The 15,038-nt window shown below is 72.4% G+C and carries 14 protein-coding genes; 9 read left to right on the top strand and 5 right to left on the bottom strand.

Annotated features, from left to right (window positions below):
• Positions 1-26: 26 nt before the first annotated feature.
• The 4 genes from crcB to D0Y53_RS05680 all read left to right on the top strand — a co-directional run bounded on the left by crcB (position 27) and on the right by D0Y53_RS05680 (position 3,320).
• Entirely contained in the window at positions 27-425 is a 399-nt protein-coding gene (crcB, locus tag D0Y53_RS05695) for a fluoride efflux transporter CrcB (RefSeq protein ID WP_386724106.1), read from the top strand.
• A gap of 2 nt (positions 426-427) precedes the next feature.
• A complete protein-coding gene (locus D0Y53_RS05690) occupies positions 428-751 on the top strand; it encodes a DUF190 domain-containing protein (protein ID WP_117202237.1) in 324 nt (107 codons plus the stop codon).
• 119 nt (positions 752-870) lie between these two features.
• Positions 871-2,244 carry an alpha/beta family hydrolase gene (locus tag D0Y53_RS05685; RefSeq protein ID WP_117202236.1) on the top strand — a complete coding sequence of 458 codons (1,374 nt, stop codon included), beginning with the start codon at positions 871-873 and terminating at the stop codon, positions 2,242-2,244.
• A gap of 86 nt (positions 2,245-2,330) precedes the next feature.
• Complete coding sequence (locus tag D0Y53_RS05680; RefSeq protein ID WP_117202235.1) at positions 2,331-3,320, top strand: zinc-dependent alcohol dehydrogenase family protein; 990 nt, start codon at positions 2,331-2,333, stop codon at positions 3,318-3,320.
• Positions 3,321-3,542: 222 nt separating this feature from the next.
• Here the strand turns inward: D0Y53_RS05680 and D0Y53_RS05675 are convergent, their stop codons facing one another.
• A complete protein-coding gene (locus D0Y53_RS05675) occupies positions 3,543-4,028 on the bottom strand; it encodes a flavodoxin family protein (RefSeq protein WP_158550585.1) in 486 nt (161 codons plus the stop codon).
• Between the two features lie 16 nt (positions 4,029-4,044).
• Complete coding sequence (locus tag D0Y53_RS05670; protein ID WP_233511674.1) at positions 4,045-4,566, bottom strand: CBS domain-containing protein; 522 nt, start codon at positions 4,564-4,566, stop codon at positions 4,045-4,047.
• A gap of 210 nt (positions 4,567-4,776) precedes the next feature.
• Between D0Y53_RS05670 and D0Y53_RS05665 the strand changes: the two genes are divergently transcribed.
• Positions 4,777-6,000 carry a hypothetical protein gene (locus D0Y53_RS05665; protein ID WP_147319012.1) on the top strand — a complete coding sequence of 408 codons (1,224 nt, stop codon included), beginning with the start codon at positions 4,777-4,779 and terminating at the stop codon, positions 5,998-6,000.
• A 131-nt stretch (positions 6,001-6,131) separates the two neighbouring features.
• Here the strand turns inward: D0Y53_RS05665 and D0Y53_RS05660 are convergent, their stop codons facing one another.
• The 3 genes from D0Y53_RS05660 to D0Y53_RS05650 all read right to left on the bottom strand — a co-directional run bounded on the left by D0Y53_RS05660 (position 6,132) and on the right by D0Y53_RS05650 (position 8,165).
• Positions 6,132-7,133 carry a ribose-phosphate diphosphokinase gene (locus D0Y53_RS05660; protein ID WP_117202231.1) on the bottom strand — a complete coding sequence of 334 codons (1,002 nt, stop codon included), beginning with the start codon at positions 7,131-7,133 and terminating at the stop codon, positions 6,132-6,134.
• Between the two features lie 145 nt (positions 7,134-7,278).
• Entirely contained in the window at positions 7,279-7,746 is a 468-nt protein-coding gene (locus D0Y53_RS05655; protein ID WP_158550583.1) for a host attachment protein, read from the bottom strand.
• A 113-nt stretch (positions 7,747-7,859) separates the two neighbouring features.
• Positions 7,860-8,165 (bottom strand): DUF3653 domain-containing protein, encoded by a 306-nt coding sequence (locus D0Y53_RS05650; protein ID WP_117202229.1) that lies wholly within the window; start codon positions 8,163-8,165, stop codon positions 7,860-7,862.
• Positions 8,166-8,310: 145 nt separating this feature from the next.
• On the opposite strand from D0Y53_RS05650, the gene D0Y53_RS05645 reads away from it, so the two are divergent.
• The 4 genes from D0Y53_RS05645 (at position 8,311) to D0Y53_RS05625 (ending at position 15,002) form a co-directional block, all read left to right on the top strand.
• Positions 8,311-8,709 carry a hypothetical protein gene (locus D0Y53_RS05645; RefSeq protein ID WP_158550581.1) on the top strand — a complete coding sequence of 133 codons (399 nt, stop codon included), beginning with the start codon at positions 8,311-8,313 and terminating at the stop codon, positions 8,707-8,709.
• Positions 8,710-8,837: 128 nt separating this feature from the next.
• Entirely contained in the window at positions 8,838-10,175 is a 1,338-nt protein-coding gene (locus D0Y53_RS05640) for a TolC family protein (RefSeq protein ID WP_117202227.1), read from the top strand.
• The gene (locus tag D0Y53_RS05635; RefSeq protein WP_233511673.1) at positions 10,172-11,845 is read left to right on the top strand and encodes an efflux RND transporter periplasmic adaptor subunit; all 1,674 of its coding nucleotides are present in this window, start codon (positions 10,172-10,174) and stop codon (positions 11,843-11,845) included. Before D0Y53_RS05640 ends, D0Y53_RS05635 begins: the two co-directional genes overlap by 4 nt.
• A gap of 1 nt (position 11,846) precedes the next feature.
• Complete coding sequence (locus tag D0Y53_RS05625) at positions 11,847-15,002, top strand: efflux RND transporter permease subunit (RefSeq protein ID WP_117202226.1); 3,156 nt, start codon at positions 11,847-11,849, stop codon at positions 15,000-15,002.
• Positions 15,003-15,038: the final 36 nt, after the last annotated feature.

Raw genomic sequence — 15,038 nt, 5'->3', positions numbered from 1 at the left:
TGAGTCCCAGGGGCGATCATCGGCCGATGAACGCAGCGGACGTGAACTGGGGTGGCTTCCTGGCGGTGGGCGTCGGCGCCGCCGTCGGGGCCTGGGCGCGCTGGGGGCTCGGGCACTGGTTCAACGCGACGTTGCCGCAATTGCCGCTGGGGACGCTGGCCGCCAACCTGATCGGCGGCTACCTGGTCGGCCTCGCGCTGGGCTGGTTCGCGCTCAACGAGGGCCTGCCGCCGGAACTGCGGCTGCTGCTGATCACCGGTTTTCTGGGCGGACTGACCACCTTCTCCACGTTTTCCGCCGAGGCCGTCGGCCTGCTGGCGCGGCAGCAGTACGCGTGGGCCATCGCCCATGTCGGCCTGCATCTGGGCGGCTCGCTGCTGGCGACGGCGCTGGGTTTCGCCAGCTGGCGGCTGATGAGGGCATAGCGATGCAGGACTGCGTGCGGTTGACGTTCTTCGTCGCCGAGAACCAGCGCCATGGCGGCCAGCCCGTGTACCAGTGGCTGCTGCGCCAGGCCGCCGACCTGGGCCTGCCGGGGGGCTCGGCGATGCGCGCGGTCGCCGGCTTCGGCCGCCACCGCATGCTGCACGAGGCGCATTTCTACGAGCTGGCCGGCGAACTGCCGATGGAAGTGATGTTCATGGCCAGCCACGAACAGGCGCAACGCCTCGTCGACGCCGCCGCAGCGGCGGGGCTGGCGCTGGTGTACTGCCTGGTTCCCGCGCAATCCGGCATCACCGGCGGCGACTGAACAGCGCCCGCGGCGCCCGTCGCCCGGCCGCCACCGTGGCGGCGGTTTGTTTGATGCAGGTCAATGGGCGGCAAGACGGGCGCGGCACAGTGCACGGACCGCGTTTCCGGGGTGCCGCCATGAGCCAGTTGCCGTTCCGCGATCGTTCCGATGCCGCCCGCCAGCTGGCGGCGGCGCTCGCGCCCTATCGCAAGTCGCGCCCGGTGGTGCTGGCGATCCCGCGGGGCGCGGTACCGATGGGGCGCATCGTCGCCGACGAACTGGACGGCGAGCTCGACGTGGTGCTGGTGCGCAAGCTCGGCGCTCCGGGCAACCCCGAATACGCGATCGGGGCGGTGGACGAGCAGGGCCGGGTGATGCTCAACCCGTACCCGGCCTGGATCGGTGCCGACGACGCCTATGTCGACCAGGAAGCGCAACGCCAGTTGGCGCTGATCCGCGAGCGCCGCCAGCGCTACCGCGGACATGCGGGCATTGCGCTGGGCGGACGCACGGTGATCGTGCTGGACGACGGCATCGCCACCGGCGCGACCATGCTGGCCGCCCTGAAGGCGGTGCGCGCGCAGGACCCGGCGCGGCTGGTGTGCGCCGTCCCGGTGGCGGCCCGCGACAGCCTGGCCCAGGTCGAACGGCTGGCCGACCACGTGGTGTGCCTGGCCACGCCGTCGCCCTTCATCGCCGTCGGCCAGCATTACCTCGACTTCCCCGGCGTCAGCGACGAGGACGTCGCCCGGATCCTGGCCCGGGACGAGGATGCCTTCCGCCCGACCGCGGCGTGGCCGGCGCGGATCCGCAGCCACGGCGTGGTCCTGGAAGGCGAGTTGGTGACGCCGATCCCGCCGCACGGGCTGGTGATCTTCGCCCACGGCAGCGGCAGCAGTCGGCGCAGCCCGCGCAACCGGCAGGTGGCCGCGGCCCTGCAGCGGCGGGGCCTGGCGACCCTGCTGTTCGACCTGCTGACGCCGCAGGAGGATCAGGACACGACGCTGCGCTTCGACATCCCGTTGCTCACGCAACGGCTGGAGGCGGCACTGGACTGGGTGCGGACGCAGGCCACGCATCGCGACCTGGCGATCGGCCTGTTCGGCGCCAGCACCGGCGCTGCAGCGGCGCTGGCGCTGGCCGCGGCGCGTCCGGCCGAGGTCGTCGCCGTGGTTTCGCGCGGCGGTCGTCCGGACCTGGCCGGCGAAGCGGCACTGACGAAGCTGCGGGCCCACGTACTGCTGATCGTCGGCGGCGCCGACACCGAGGTGCTGGCGCTCAACCGCGCGGCGCAGCTGGCGATGCGGCCCTGGGCGAACCTGGCCGTGGTGCCCGGCGCGACCCATCTGTTCGAGGAGCCCGGCGCCCTGGAGCGGGCGGCGGAGCTGGCGGGCGACTGGTTCGGGCAATGGCTGGACGATCGCGACGAGGCCGACCCGGCCCGCGGCACCGCGCCCGGCCACCGCCGGTCGGCACCGGGCCGTGCCGCCGACCGGATGCTCCGCCACTGACCGGACGGGACGCGACCGCCCGGTGGCGGCGGATCGCCGGCGGTGCGTCGCGTCGTCCCGGTTTCCGCGCACCGCCGGAGGTGGACATGAAGGCCATGGTCCTGCATGCGATCGGGCGGCCGCTGTCGCCGGAGGAACGCCCGGACCCGACCCCCGGACCCGGCGAACTCGTGCTGCGGGTGGAAGCGTGCGCGGTTTGCCGCACCGACCTGCACTTGGTCGACGGCGAGTTGCCCGATCCGCCGTTGCCGATCGTGCCCGGGCACGAAATCGTCGGCGTCGTCGAGGCGCTGGGCGAGGGCGTCGTGGCCCCGCGGCCCGGGACCCGGGCCGGCGTCGCCTGGCTGGGCCACGCCTGCGGCAGTTGCGCGTATTGCGCCACCGAGCGCGAGAACCTCTGCGACCGGCCGCAGTTCACCGGCTATACCCGCGACGGCGGCTTCGCCACGCACGTGCGCGCCGATGCGGCCTTCGTCCTGCCGCTGGCCGGCTTCGCCGACCCGGTCGCGGCGGCGCCGCTGCTGTGCGCCGGCGCGATCGGCTGGCGTGCGCTGCGCCTGGCCGGAATCGCGCGGCGGGTGGGCCTGTACGGCTTCGGCGCCGCAGCCCATTTGCTGACGCAGGTCTGCTGCTGGCAAGGCCGCGAGGTGTACGCCTTCACCCGTCCCAGCGACGAGCCGGCGCAGGCCCATGCGCGCGCGCTCGGCGCCGTCTGGGCCGGGAGTTCGGAAGAGCTGCCGCCGCAACCGCTCGACAGCGCGATCCTGTTCGCGCCGGTGGGTGCGCTGGTGCCGCGGGCGCTGGCGGCCACGCGCAAGGGCGGCCGGGTGGTGTGCGCGGGAATCCACATGAGCGACATCCCGGGGTTCGCCTACCGCTTGCTGTGGCAGGAGCGGCAACTGCTGTCGGTCGCCAACCTGACCCGGCGCGACGCCCGCGAATTCCTCGACCTCGCGCGGCGCGCCGGCGTCCGCAGCACGACCACCGTCTACCGGCTGGCCGCCGCGAACCGGGCACTGGCGGACCTGCGCGAAGGGCGCTTCCAGGGTGCGGCGGTGCTGGTGCCGGGAGGGTGATCCGGGCGCTTGCCGTCATCCCGGTACGGAGATCCGCGACTTCGAGATCACGCAACTTCGAGATCACGCGACTTCGAGATCACGCGACTTCGATCCATCGCAGAACGGCAACACCGGATGGACGGACTCCGTCTGCCGAAAGCCCCGCCTTTGCGGGGACGACGATCGCAGCGGATATTCGGGCATGCAGGGGCCGTGAGGCGTCAGGAGCGCAGGCCGCGCTCAGTGCGCGGCCGGATGCGCCGTGGCGGCGAAACGCTGCAGGCTGTCGCGATGCGCGCTCGCCTCCATGTGCTCGGCGTCCAGTACCAGGGTCGCCTTGGGCGCGTGCCGGCAGAACTCCTCCAGCTCGGCGAACGCACCCTCCGCGCCGCGGCCGCCTTCGGTGCAGAAGAACGCCACTTCCGGCGCCAGCGCGCCGTAGCGGTGCGCGTAAGTGCGCATCGGCGCGGCGATCCGGCCCGCCCAGACCGGTCCGCCCAGCACCAGCAGGTCGTAGTCGAGCGGATCGCGCTGCACCGGTTCGATCGGCGGTTCGCGGCGGGCGAGGGTGTCGACCATGGCGCGCAGCACGCCGCCGACGCCGCGGCGGGCGCGAGGCTCGTGGATCTCCTCGCAGTCGGCGCCCATGGCCGTGCGCAGTTCGTCGGCGATCTTGCGGGTGTTGCCGGTCATTGAGTAGTACGCGATCAGGGTTCGCCGGGCCATGGCCGATCCTCCGTCGTCAGGGGTTGCGCAGCCGCATTTCGCGCACCTGTCCGCGGGCGAGCGCATAGCCGAGATCGTGCAGTTGCTTGCCGATCGCGGCGTAGATGTCGTCGGCGGCGACGATGCCGGCCAGCCCGCCGGCGTCGTCGAGCACCGGCAGGCGGCGCACGCCGCGCTCGTGCATGGTGTGGATGGCGTCGAACAGGCCGTCGCCTTCCCTGCACGTCGCCACATCGGCGGTCATCACGTCGCCCACGGTCAGGACGTCGAGATCGATGCCGACGGCCACCACCGACAACACGATGTCGCGGTCGGTCAGGATCCCGCCCGGGGCGCGACTGCCGTCCGCTCCGGTCACCACCAGGGTGCCGACATGCTGGCTGCGCATGATCGTGGCCGCCTCGCGCAGCGACGCTTCGGCATCGATCTGGACGACGTCCCGGGTACAGATGTCGGCGATCCGCATGTCGGGCCTCGTTCCTGCCTGCGTTGCCGGCAGCATCGCCGGCTCCGCGGCCACCGGGTTGACGTGGGTCAACAAACCGCGCCGCCCGTTGGCAAGGCGGTGAGCGTCCGGGGTGCGAACCCCCACGGTCGGCGGGCTTGATCGGGATCAACATCGCCGCCGCCGTGGCGCGGACACTCCCGCTGGGTTCGTGCGGGAGCACCGCGTGAACGTGCAGGCCACCCACAAACCGACAAGGACAGGCGTCACGCCATCGGCACCGGCGGATGCGGGGCAGGCCCGGTGGGAATCCTGCGGGCAGGCGCGTCCCGGATTCGTCGACACGGCGGGAGCGCCATTGTCCGCATCCGGCCGCGGCGTGGGCACCGCGGGCGTGCGATGAGCCGGGCGACCCAGCCGCGGCTCGACCGGCACCGTCGGACCCGGCCTGCGGGATCGGCGGCGGCCATGCGGCCTGACGTCCCCGCGTCGCAGCGGCTGCCGGGGCAGGGCGCGCTGCTCGCCTTCCTGTGCCGGCCGGAAAACTACCCCGAGTCCACGCCTGCGGTGGAGGTGCTTGAGACGCACATGTCGTGGGTCTTCCTCACCCGACGCCATGCCTACAAGTTGAAGAAACCCTTCCGCCGCGGCCGCATCGACTACACCACCGTGGCGGCGCGCCGCCGGAGCTGCCTGCGCGAGTTGCGTCTGAACCGGCGTCTGGCGCCCGACGTGTACCTGGATGTCGTGGCGCTGACCATCGATGGCAGCGGCCGGCTGGCGTTGGGCGGGGCGGGGGAGCGCATCGACTGGCTGCTGCGGATGCGGCGCCTGCCGGCCGAACAGAGCCTGGAACGCCGGCTGCTCGCGCGGCAGGCGGGGGCGGACGCGGCGCGCCGGATCGTCGCGCGGCTGGTCTCGTTCTACGCCGGGGCGGCCCATGCCCGCTGGACCCCGGCCGGCTATCGCCGCCATCTGCTGTCCGCGGTCGCATCCGCTGCCCGCGACCTCGTGCGCCCCGCATACGGGCTGGCCCGTGCCGAGGCCGATACGGTCGCCGATGCACTGCGGGAGTTCGCCGCCCGGCACGGCGATCTGCTGGACGCACGGGTCCGCGGCGCGCGCATCGTCGAGGGCCATGGCGACCTGCGCCCGGAGCACATCTACCTGAGCGATCCGCCGACGATCATCGACTGCATCGAGTTCGATCGCGGCTTGCGCCTGCGCGATCCGGTCGACGAGCTGGCATTCCTGGCCATGGAATGCGACCGCCTCGGCTGCCCCGACTTCGATGCCTGGCTGTTCGACGCCCACGCCGACCTCGCGGGCGACCGCCCGCCGCGCCCGCTGGTCGAATTCCACAAGGGTCACAGCGCCTTCGTGCGCGCGGCGATCGCGATCGCGCATCTGGACGATCCCGACACCGGGCCCCGGGCGCACTGGACCGCGCGCGCCCGCGCCTACCTGCAGCAGGCACGGGGTTATCTCGCCCAGGCCCGGGGGATGCACGAACGAACGGGGGCTTGATGCCATCCCCGTGAGGCGGGGTTTGCGGCGGACCCATGACCGTCGACCCGGCGTCCCCGCCCCCGCGGCCGGGAGTCGTGGCATTGCCGTCCTTCGACAAACGGGGCCGGCTCGCGCGGCGATGACAACGACTATCCGGGGCGATCCCCGCTCTCCGCGGCCACCTCGTCGGGCGACGCCGGCAGGCCGTGCCGACGGGCGATCGCCTGCGCGAACAGCGTCGCACTGGCGAGCACCTCGACCCGGGCGGCCGCGGCGCTGCCGCAGAGCCGGAACGGCGGCACGCTGTCGGTCACCAAAATGCGGTCGAGCGACGGATCTGCCAGCACCTGCGGGGCGGCGCCGACGAACAGGCCGTGGCTGGCGGCAGCGAACACCCGCCGCGCGCCGGCCGCGCGCGCGGCCGCGGCCGTCCGCAGCAACGTGGTGCCGGTGCCGATCAGGTCGTCGACGATCACCACGTCGCGTCCGCCGACATCGGCGAACAGCGCCGAGCCGGACACCACCCCGGCGCTGCGACGTTTTTCCATCAGCCCCAGTTCGACCGGGCGCCCCAGCGCCTGTGCCAGCGCTTGCCGGAACGCGTCGGCGCGCTTGAGCCCGCCGGCGTCGGGCGAGAGCACGGTCGCCTCCTGCGCGCCCAGCCACTGCGCCAGGCGCGCGACCAGCAGCGGCCGCGCCTCCAGCACTTCGGTCCGGCAACGGAACGCATTCTCGAAGGCCGCGGGATTGTGCACGTCGAGCACCAGCACGCCGTCCACGCCGACCGCCTCGAACAACTGCGCCACGTAACGCAGCGTGATCGGATCGAACGGCTTGGTGCGGCGGTCCTTGCGTGCATAGCACAGGTAGGGCAGCACCGCGGTGACCCGCGCGGCGCCGTGGTCGCGCAGGGCGGCGAGGAAGAACAGTAACCGGCACAGCTTGTCGTTCGGGCTGCTCTCCGCATCGTCGTGCAGGGAATGGAGCACGTAAGCGTCGGCGCCGCGGACGCTCTGCAGCGGACGGGTCTTGTGCTCGCCGTCCTCGAAGTCGCGCTCCTCGTGCCGGCCCGGGGCGAGCCCCAGCGTCGCGGCAACCGCCCGGGCCTGGGGCTGGCTTGCGCCCAGCCCGAACAGCAGCAGCGCCGGCATGGCGGCCGTGCCTCGTCGCTACGCGACCGGCAGGGCGGCGCGAGCCGGCGCGCGCCCCAAGCGCGGCACCAGGGAACGGGGCAGGGCACGGTCGCGTCCTGCGCCCGGCCCGGCCGCGGACGTTGCCGTCGCCGCGGCGGGAGCCTCAGGCATGCGGGCCGGGACCGGGCGGGCGACCATGCAGCCGCACCGGCAGGTAGTCGAAGATGCGCTCCGGCTCCGCGGTGGTCAGGTCCCTGGGGATTTCGGCGACCACGCGCGCGCGCACCTGGTCGTCCAGGGCTGCGGTCAGCGTGCCGAGGAACTGCGCGGGCGCGATCAGCACCAGATCCTCGTACTGGTGGTCGACGCGGCCGTGCTCCAGTACCGCATCCAGCTGGCGGGCGAAGTGTTCGGCGGTTTTCTCCCGTTGCGTCGTCTGCGGCTCGATCGCGTGGCGGCCGGGGCCGAAACGGTCGTGCGTGCGCGGTGGCCGCTCGCCGGACAGCTCGCGGCCGGCGGCCCGGCCTTCGGCATTGAGGAAGTCGCCGATCTCGTCGAGCCCGCGGCCGCCCTGATGCAGGCCGAACAGCCGCGCGCGGGCGCGATCGGCAACCAGGACCCAGGTGGACATGGCAAGCCTCGCGGAGGGATCCGGAAGCCGCAGTGTCGGGGCTCGCCGTGCCGGCATGTTGACCTTGGTCAATTCGCGGGTCGACGCCGCGGTGCGGACACGTGCAGCGGTCTTCAGTCGTCGTCTGCGAAGTGCCCCCGTGCCGGCAGCTTCGCCACCGCGACAAGCGAACGCCGGCCGGATCGTGTTCTGCCTGTGGAACATATGCGCAGGTTTTCGCGCCACAGGAGGCCGCGCAGCCGCTCGGGACTGATCCGGTCGCCATCGGGCGACACCAGCACGCGGCCGGCCATGCGCCAGCCGGCCCAGGGACCGTACAACGGCGTGATGTTGTGAATCACGCGCGCGTATTGGGCATGTGCGCAGGCGTTGGGCCGTTGCGTCTGGTCGTCGGGCCAGCAAGGCGGGCGGTCCATCATGGGGTTCCTTTGCGGTCATGGTGGCGGCGGCAGGGTTCCACCGTGCAGCTGCCGGCTCGATGATATTTCGCATAATGCCTATTATGTCATTTCCGACTGTGGGTGGGTGGCGGTCCGCTGGCCGGGCTGTACCATCCGCAGCACGATGCGATCGTTCCGCCGCCACCGCCTGCGTGCCCGCCTGTCGCTGCTGGCGATGGTGGCGCTGCTGTGGTCGCAGTTGGCGATGGCGGCGCATCCCGGCTGCCTCGCCATCCCCGCGGCGTCCGAACCTGCGGTTGCCATGGCCAGCCACGGCTGCGAGCAGGAAGCACCGCCGCACCAGGAACCCCTCTGCCAATCCCACTGCAGCCAGGGCGAGTTGAGCAGCGATGTCGCCCGGGTCCCGCCGGTACTGCCGTTGCCGGTCATGCCGGCACAGTCTTTCGTGGCCGTGATCGCTGCCCCGCAGGCGGCCGCCGTGCTGCCTGACGCCGTCGACGGCCCGCCACCCGTTTCCTGGCACCGCCCGACCGCCCATCCGGCGGCTCTCCTGCTGATCTGATGCCCGAGCCTCCGCTGCCCGCGCCGGTGCGCGGGTGGCGCTGCGTGCTCGCGCCGTGCCCGCACGGCCTGTCCCTCGCCCCTTGAACCGCTGACGCGCCGCGCCAGCGGGCTTCATGGACACCCGACATGGCATCCATAGCGTACCTGCGGTCGACCCGGGATCCGTTCCGTCGTCCTGCCGCCATCCATTCCCACTTCGATCCGCGACGGCCGCGCTCGATTGTGCTCGGCGTGCTGCTGGCCTGCGTCTGGGCGCTGCCACCGGCCTGGGCGCAGTCGCCGCCGCCCGGGCGCGACGTCGCCTCGGTGCACGTCTGGCTGCGCGAGCACAACCCGGAACTGCGCGCGCTCGCCGCCGAAGCGGAAGCGGCGCGCGCGCGCATCCAGCCGGCCGGGGCGCTCCCGGATCCTGCGGCCTCGATCGCCTTCCGCGAACTGGATCCCGGCCGCCCCTGGCGCGTCCCGGGCGCGGACCGCGCGGTCGACTATGCGCTGCGGCAACGGTTTCCCCTGTGGGGCAAGCGCGGACTGGCGCGCACCGCCACACGGCAGCAAGCCGACGCCGCTGAGCTGGATCGCGATGCCGTCGTCCGCGACCTGCTGGCGCAAGCGGAGGCAGCCTACGTGCGCTACTGGCATGCCGACCGGGCCGTCGCGGTGCTGGATCGTCGCCTGGCCTTGTTGCGACAGGTGGAGGAGATCGCGGGCGTGCGCTACGCGCTGGGCCTGGCCGCGCAGCAGGATGCGATCCGGGCCCAGGTCGAGCAGACCCGCATGCAGCGCGAACGCATCGAGCGGCTCGCGCGCCAGCGCGAGGCCGTCGCCATGCTCAATGCCGTGCTCGCCCGCCCCGCCGACGCCCCGCTGGCACCCCCCGCCGGCCCGCCGGTTCTGCCCGTCCGCAGCGACGGGCTGGCCGGCGCGTTGCGCGACCTGCAACGCGGCGGGCATCCCGCGGTGCTGGCGCAGCAGGCCCGCGCGCAGGCGGCGCGCACCGAGGTGGAGCTGCAACGTCGCAATCGCTATCCCGACGTGACCCTCGGGATCGGCGCGATGCAGCGCGAGGACGGGCTGGACAGCATGGAGCTGATGCTGGAGGTGGAGATCCCCTTCCAGCAACGCGCCCGCCGCGAACGCGAGCGTGAATCGCGGCTGCGGGAAGAGGCCGCGCTCGCCCGGGTCGAGGCCACCCGCAACGCGCTCGCGGGCGAGGTGGCCAGCGCCTGGACACAGTGGAGCAGCGCCCGCGAGCGCCGCGAGCTCACCGAAAACACGCTGTTGCCGCAGGCCGACGCCGCGTTCCAGTCCGCGCTCGCCAGCTACCAGGTCGGCGAAGTCGACTTCGGCACGCTGCTGGAAGCGCTCGACCAATGGCAGGGCGCCGACCTGGATCGGGTCGACGCGCTGCGCGACGAACTGCTGGGCGCCGCCGCCGTGCGCGCCATCGAAGGAGACACGCCATGACCCGCCCCCAGACCCTGTCGCTGGCGGTCGCCGCCGTCCTGGCCGCGCTCGCCGCCGGCTGGATGCTCGGCCGTGCCGATCGCGGGGATGCACCCGCCGCCCCGGCGTCGACCGCTCCAGCCAACGAACGCAAGCCGCTGTACTACCGCAACCCGATGGGCCTGCCGGACACCTCGCCGGTGCCGAAGAAGGATGCGATGGGGATGGACTACATCCCCGTCTACGCCGATGACGCCGCCCCCGCGGCTGCGGGCACCGTCGTCGTGTCGCCGCAGAAGCTCCAGACCCTGGGCGTGCGCACCGAACCGGTGCGGCGCTCCGCGCTGGCGAGCCTGGTGCGCGCCAGCGGCACGGTCGAGGTCGATGAAACCCGCCAGTACGCCATCGCTCCGCGCTTCGAGGGCTGGGTGGCGACGCTCTACGCCAACCAGACCGGCATGCGGGTGCGCGCCGGGCAGCCGTTGCTGGCGGTGTACAGCCCGCAGCTCGCGGCCGCGCAGCAGGAGTACCGTCTCGCCGACGCGGCGGCGCAGCGGCTGGCGTCGTCCGACCCCGCCAGCGCCGCCTCGATGCTGCGCCTGCGCGACGCCGCGCGTGCGCGCCTGCGCAACTGGGAAGTCGACGGCGCGCACCGCGCCCGCCGCAGCCAGCACGGCGGCAACGACACGCTCGTCCTGACCTCACCCGCCGATGCGACCGTGATCGAAAAGCCCGTCGTGCAGGGCGCGCGCTTCGAAGCGGGCGAAACCATCCTGCGCCTGGCCGACCTGTCCGTCGTCTGGGTGCAGGCGAAGGTGCCGGCGGCACAGGCCACCGCGATCGCGGTCGGGCAGCCGGCGCGGTTCGAATCGACCACCCTGCCCGGCCGCCGCTTCGACGGCGAAGTGAAGTTCGTGCAGCCGCTGGTCGATGCCGCCACCCGCACGGTCGACGTGCGCATCGTCTTCCCCAACCCCGACGGCGACCTGCGCCCGGGCCTGTACGGCACGGTGTGGCTGGAGCAGCCGGTCGCGGCGCCGGTACTGAGCGTGCCGCGCTCGGCGGTGCTGGACAGCGGCACGCGGCAGCTGGTCCTGGTGCAGACCGGGCCCGGCCGCTTCGCTCCGCGCGCAGTGACGACCGGCCGCCGCGCCGGCGAGCGCGTCGAAATCCTCGCGGGACTCGCGCAGGGCGAGGAGGTCGTCGTCGCCGCCAACTTCCTGATCGATGCCGAAAGCAACCTGCAGTCGGCACTGCAGGGGCTGGGCGGCGACCACGCGGGGCACGCGATGCCTGCGGCCGCTGCGCCGGGCGCCGCCACGGATGCGGCCGCGGAGAAGGACGCCGGCGGCGACCACGGAAATCCAGGGGCATCGGCACGGCCTCCCGGTACCGGTCGCCCGGCGTCGGCGTCGCACAGCAATCCCGGAAAGCCGGTCGTGACGCCCGCAGCCGTGCCCCACGACGGTCATGGCGCGGATGCCGCGACGGAGCCTGCCGCGCCACAGGATCCGCATGCCGACCATGGCACGAGTGCCGCGATGGCGCCCGTCGCACCACGGGGCCCGCATGCCGGCCACGGCGCGACAGACCCGCATGCCGGGCATGGCGCGATCGACCCGCACGCCGGCCACGGCGCGATGTCCGGACCGGCGCCGACCGGGGATCGCGACCCGCACGAGGGCCACTGACATGCTTGCCCGCCTCATCCAGTGGTCGGCGCGCAATGTTTTCCTGGTGCTGGTGCTGGCGCTGGCCGTGGTCGCCGGCGGCATCTACGCGGTGCTGCACACGCCGCTGGACGCGCAGCCCGACCTGTCCGACGTGCAGGTCATCGTCTTCACCGAAGTGCCCGGCCAGGCGCCGCAGGTGGTCGAGGACCAGGTCACCTACCCGCTCGCCAGCGCGCTGCTGACGGTGCCCAGGTCGAAGGTCGTCCGCGGCTTCTCGTTTTTCGGCGCCTCGTTCGTGTACGTGATCTTCGAGGACGGCACCGACCTGTACTGGGCGCGGTCGCGGGTGCTGGAGAACCTCAGCGTCGCCTCGAAGAACCTGCCGGCCGGGATCGCGCCGACGCTCGGGCCCGACGCCACCGGCGTGGGCTGGGTCTACCAGTACGTGCTGCAAAGCGGCCGGCATTCGCTGGACGAGTTGCGCGCGCTGCAGGACTGGTTCGTGCGCTACCAGCTCACCACCGCGCCCGGCGTTGCCGAGGTCGCCAGCGTCGGCGGGTTCGTGCGCCAGTATTCGGTCACGGTCGATCCGGTGCGGCTGCGCGAGTACGGCATCCCGCTGCGCCGCGTGTCCGAAGTCGTCGCCGGCAGCAACCGCGACGTCGGCGGCCGCGTGATCGAGATGGCCGAGACCGAGTACATGCTGCGCGGGCGCGGCTACCTGCGCGGCACCGGCGACATCGAAAACCTCGTCCTGCGCGCCGAGGACGGCGCTTCAGTGCGCATCGGCGACGTCGCCCGGGTCGAGCTGGTGCCGGACGAACGCCGCGGCCTGGCCGATCTCGATGGCGAAGGCGACGTGGTCGCCGGCATCGCCGTCGCCCGTTACGGCGAGAACGCGCTGGCAGTGATCCGCGGGCTGAAGGACAGGATCGCCGAGATCTCGCGCGGCCTGCCGGAAGGCGTGAGCATCCAGGCGGTCTACGACCGCTCCGACCTGATCCAGCGCGCCATCGGGACGCTGCGCACGACGCTGCTCGAGGAGAGCCTGATCGTCGCCCTGGTGTGCCTGGTGTTCCTGTTCCACGCGCGCAGCGCGCTGGTGGCGATCGTGATGCTGCCGCTCGGCGTGCTGATCGCCTTCATCGCCATGCGTCTGCTCGGCATGAATTCCAACATCATGAGCCTGGGCGGGATCGCGATCGCGATCGGCGCGATGGTGGACGCGGCGATCGTGATGGTCGAGAACGCGCACAAGCACATCGAACGCGACGACGGCTCGCGCAGCCGCGCGCAGCTGATCGTCGACGCCTGCCGCGAGGTCGGTCCTGCGCTGTTCTTCAGCCTGATGATCATCACCGTCTCGTTCCTGCCGGTGTTCGCGCTGGAGGCGCAGGAGGGGCGGATGTTCAAGCCGCTGGCGTTCACCAAGACCTTCGCCATGGCGGGTGCGGCGCTGCTGTCGGTCACGCTGGTGCCGGTGCTGATGCTGCTGTTCGTGCGCGGCAAGCTCGTTCCCGAGCAACAGAATCCGGTAAACCGCTTCCTGATCGCGGTCTATCGCCCGGTGATCGACGTGGTGCTGCGGCACAAGCCCGCTACCCTCGCGATCGCGCTGCTGGCGCTGCTGGCGAGCGTCTGGCCGGCCGCGCGCCTGGGCAGCGAGTTCATGCCCACGCTCAACGAGGGGACGCTGCTGTACATGCCGGCGTCGCTACCCGGCATGTCGGTGACCCGGGCCTCGGCGCTGCTGCAGCAGCAGGACCGGATCATCAAGGGCTTCCCGGAGGTGGCATCGGTGTTCGGCAAGGCCGGCCGCGCCGCGACCGCGACCGATCCCGCGCCGCTGGAGATGTTCGAGACCGTCATCAACCTCAAGCCGGAGGACCAATGGCGCAAGGGCATGACCGTCGACAAGCTGATCGCCGAGATGGACGCGGCCCTGCAGTTCCCGGGTGTCGCCAATTCCTGGACGATGCCGATCAAGGCGCGCACCGACATGCTCGCGACCGGCATCCGCACGCCGGTGGGAATCAAGGTCTTCGGCCGCGACCTGCAGCAGATGGAGGACCTGGCACGGCAGATCGAGGCGGTGGTCCGCAAGGTGCCGGGCACCTCCAGCGCCTACGCCGAGCGGCTGACCGGCGGCTACTACCTCGACATCGACCCGGACCTCGAGGGTCTGGCGCAGTACGGCATTCCGGCCGGCGAACTGCAGGACGTGGTTGCCATGGCGCTGGGCGGCGAAACGGTGACGACGATGGTCGAAGGCCGCGAGCGCTTCGGCGTCATCGTCCGCTACCCGCGCGAGCTGCGCGACGACCCGCAGCGCATCGCCGCCCAGGTGCTGGTGGCGACCCCGGACGGCGCGCAGGTGCCGCTGGGCGAACTGGCCCGCGTGCAGGTACGCAAGGGCGCGCCGAGCATTCGCACCGAGAATGCGATGCTCTCGGCCTACATCTACGTCGATACCCGCGAGGGCGACCTCGGCCGCTACGTGCACCAGGCGCAGCAGGCGGTCGCGCACGAGGTCGCCTTCCCGGCCAGCACCTACGCCACCTGGAGCGGCCAGTACGAATACATGCAGCGGGCGGCGGCGAAGATGCGGATCGTCGTCCCGGTGACGCTGGCGATCATCTTCCTGCTGCTGTACCTGAACTTCCGCCGGGTGACCGAATCGCTGATCGTGATGCTGTCGGTGCCGTTCGCCCTGGTCGGTGGCGCCTGGCTGCTGTGGCTGCTGGACTACAACCTCAGCGTCGCGGTCGCGGTCGGCTTCATCGCCCTCGCCGGCGTCGCCGCGGAAACGGGTGTGGTGATGCTGATCTACCTCGACCACGCGCTGCAGGCGCGGGCCGCACAACGGCAGGCGGAAGGCGCGGCGCTGACCGACCGCGACCTGCACGAGGCCATCGTCGAGGGTGCGGTGGAGCGCGTGCGGCCGAAGATGATGACCGTGGTCGCGATCATGGCCGGCCTGCTGCCGATCATGTGGAGCACCGGCGCCGGCTCGGAAGTGATGCGCCGGATCGCCGCGCCGATGGTGGGCGGCATGGTGTCGTCGACGCTGCTGACGCTGGTCGTGATTCCCGCGCTGTACGCGCTGGTGAAGCGGCGCACGCTGGCACGCGGGCGGTTGCGGCCGCAGCCGCCCGGTTCCGCGGGGCAGCCATGACGCCGGGTTCCGACCCTGCGGTGGCCCGGATGGCGC

The organism is Cognatiluteimonas weifangensis, from assembly GCF_003416885.1.
GTDB classification, from domain to species: Bacteria; Pseudomonadota; Gammaproteobacteria; order Xanthomonadales; family Xanthomonadaceae; genus Cognatiluteimonas; species Cognatiluteimonas weifangensis.
Note: the sequence above shows the minus strand (reverse complement) of the source record. Positions and strands in the feature narration are given on the sequence as shown.

Excerpts from the sequence above, each read along its gene's own strand:
- crcB (WP_386724106.1), top strand. The coding sequence starts at position 27 with ATGAACGCAGCGGACGTGAACTGGGGTGGCTTCCTGGCGGTGGGCGTC.
- D0Y53_RS05675 (WP_158550585.1), bottom strand. The coding sequence starts at position 4,028 with ATGGCCCGGCGAACCCTGATCGCGTACTACTCAATGACCGGCAACACC.
- D0Y53_RS05625 (WP_117202226.1), top strand. The coding sequence starts at position 11,847 with ATGCTTGCCCGCCTCATCCAGTGGTCGGCGCGCAATGTTTTCCTGGTG.
- D0Y53_RS05685 (WP_117202236.1), top strand. The coding sequence starts at position 871 with ATGAGCCAGTTGCCGTTCCGCGATCGTTCCGATGCCGCCCGCCAGCTG.
- D0Y53_RS05650 (WP_117202229.1), bottom strand. The coding sequence starts at position 8,165 with ATGATGGACCGCCCGCCTTGCTGGCCCGACGACCAGACGCAACGGCCC.
- D0Y53_RS05635 (WP_233511673.1), top strand. The coding sequence starts at position 10,172 with ATGACCCGCCCCCAGACCCTGTCGCTGGCGGTCGCCGCCGTCCTGGCC.
- D0Y53_RS05655 (WP_158550583.1), bottom strand. The coding sequence starts at position 7,746 with ATGTCCACCTGGGTCCTGGTTGCCGATCGCGCCCGCGCGCGGCTGTTC.
- D0Y53_RS05680 (WP_117202235.1), top strand. The coding sequence starts at position 2,331 with ATGAAGGCCATGGTCCTGCATGCGATCGGGCGGCCGCTGTCGCCGGAG.
- D0Y53_RS05660 (WP_117202231.1), bottom strand. The coding sequence starts at position 7,133 with ATGCCGGCGCTGCTGCTGTTCGGGCTGGGCGCAAGCCAGCCCCAGGCC.
- D0Y53_RS05690 (WP_117202237.1), top strand. The coding sequence starts at position 428 with ATGCAGGACTGCGTGCGGTTGACGTTCTTCGTCGCCGAGAACCAGCGC.
- D0Y53_RS05645 (WP_158550581.1), top strand. The coding sequence starts at position 8,311 with ATGCGATCGTTCCGCCGCCACCGCCTGCGTGCCCGCCTGTCGCTGCTG.
- D0Y53_RS05640 (WP_117202227.1), top strand. The coding sequence starts at position 8,838 with ATGGCATCCATAGCGTACCTGCGGTCGACCCGGGATCCGTTCCGTCGT.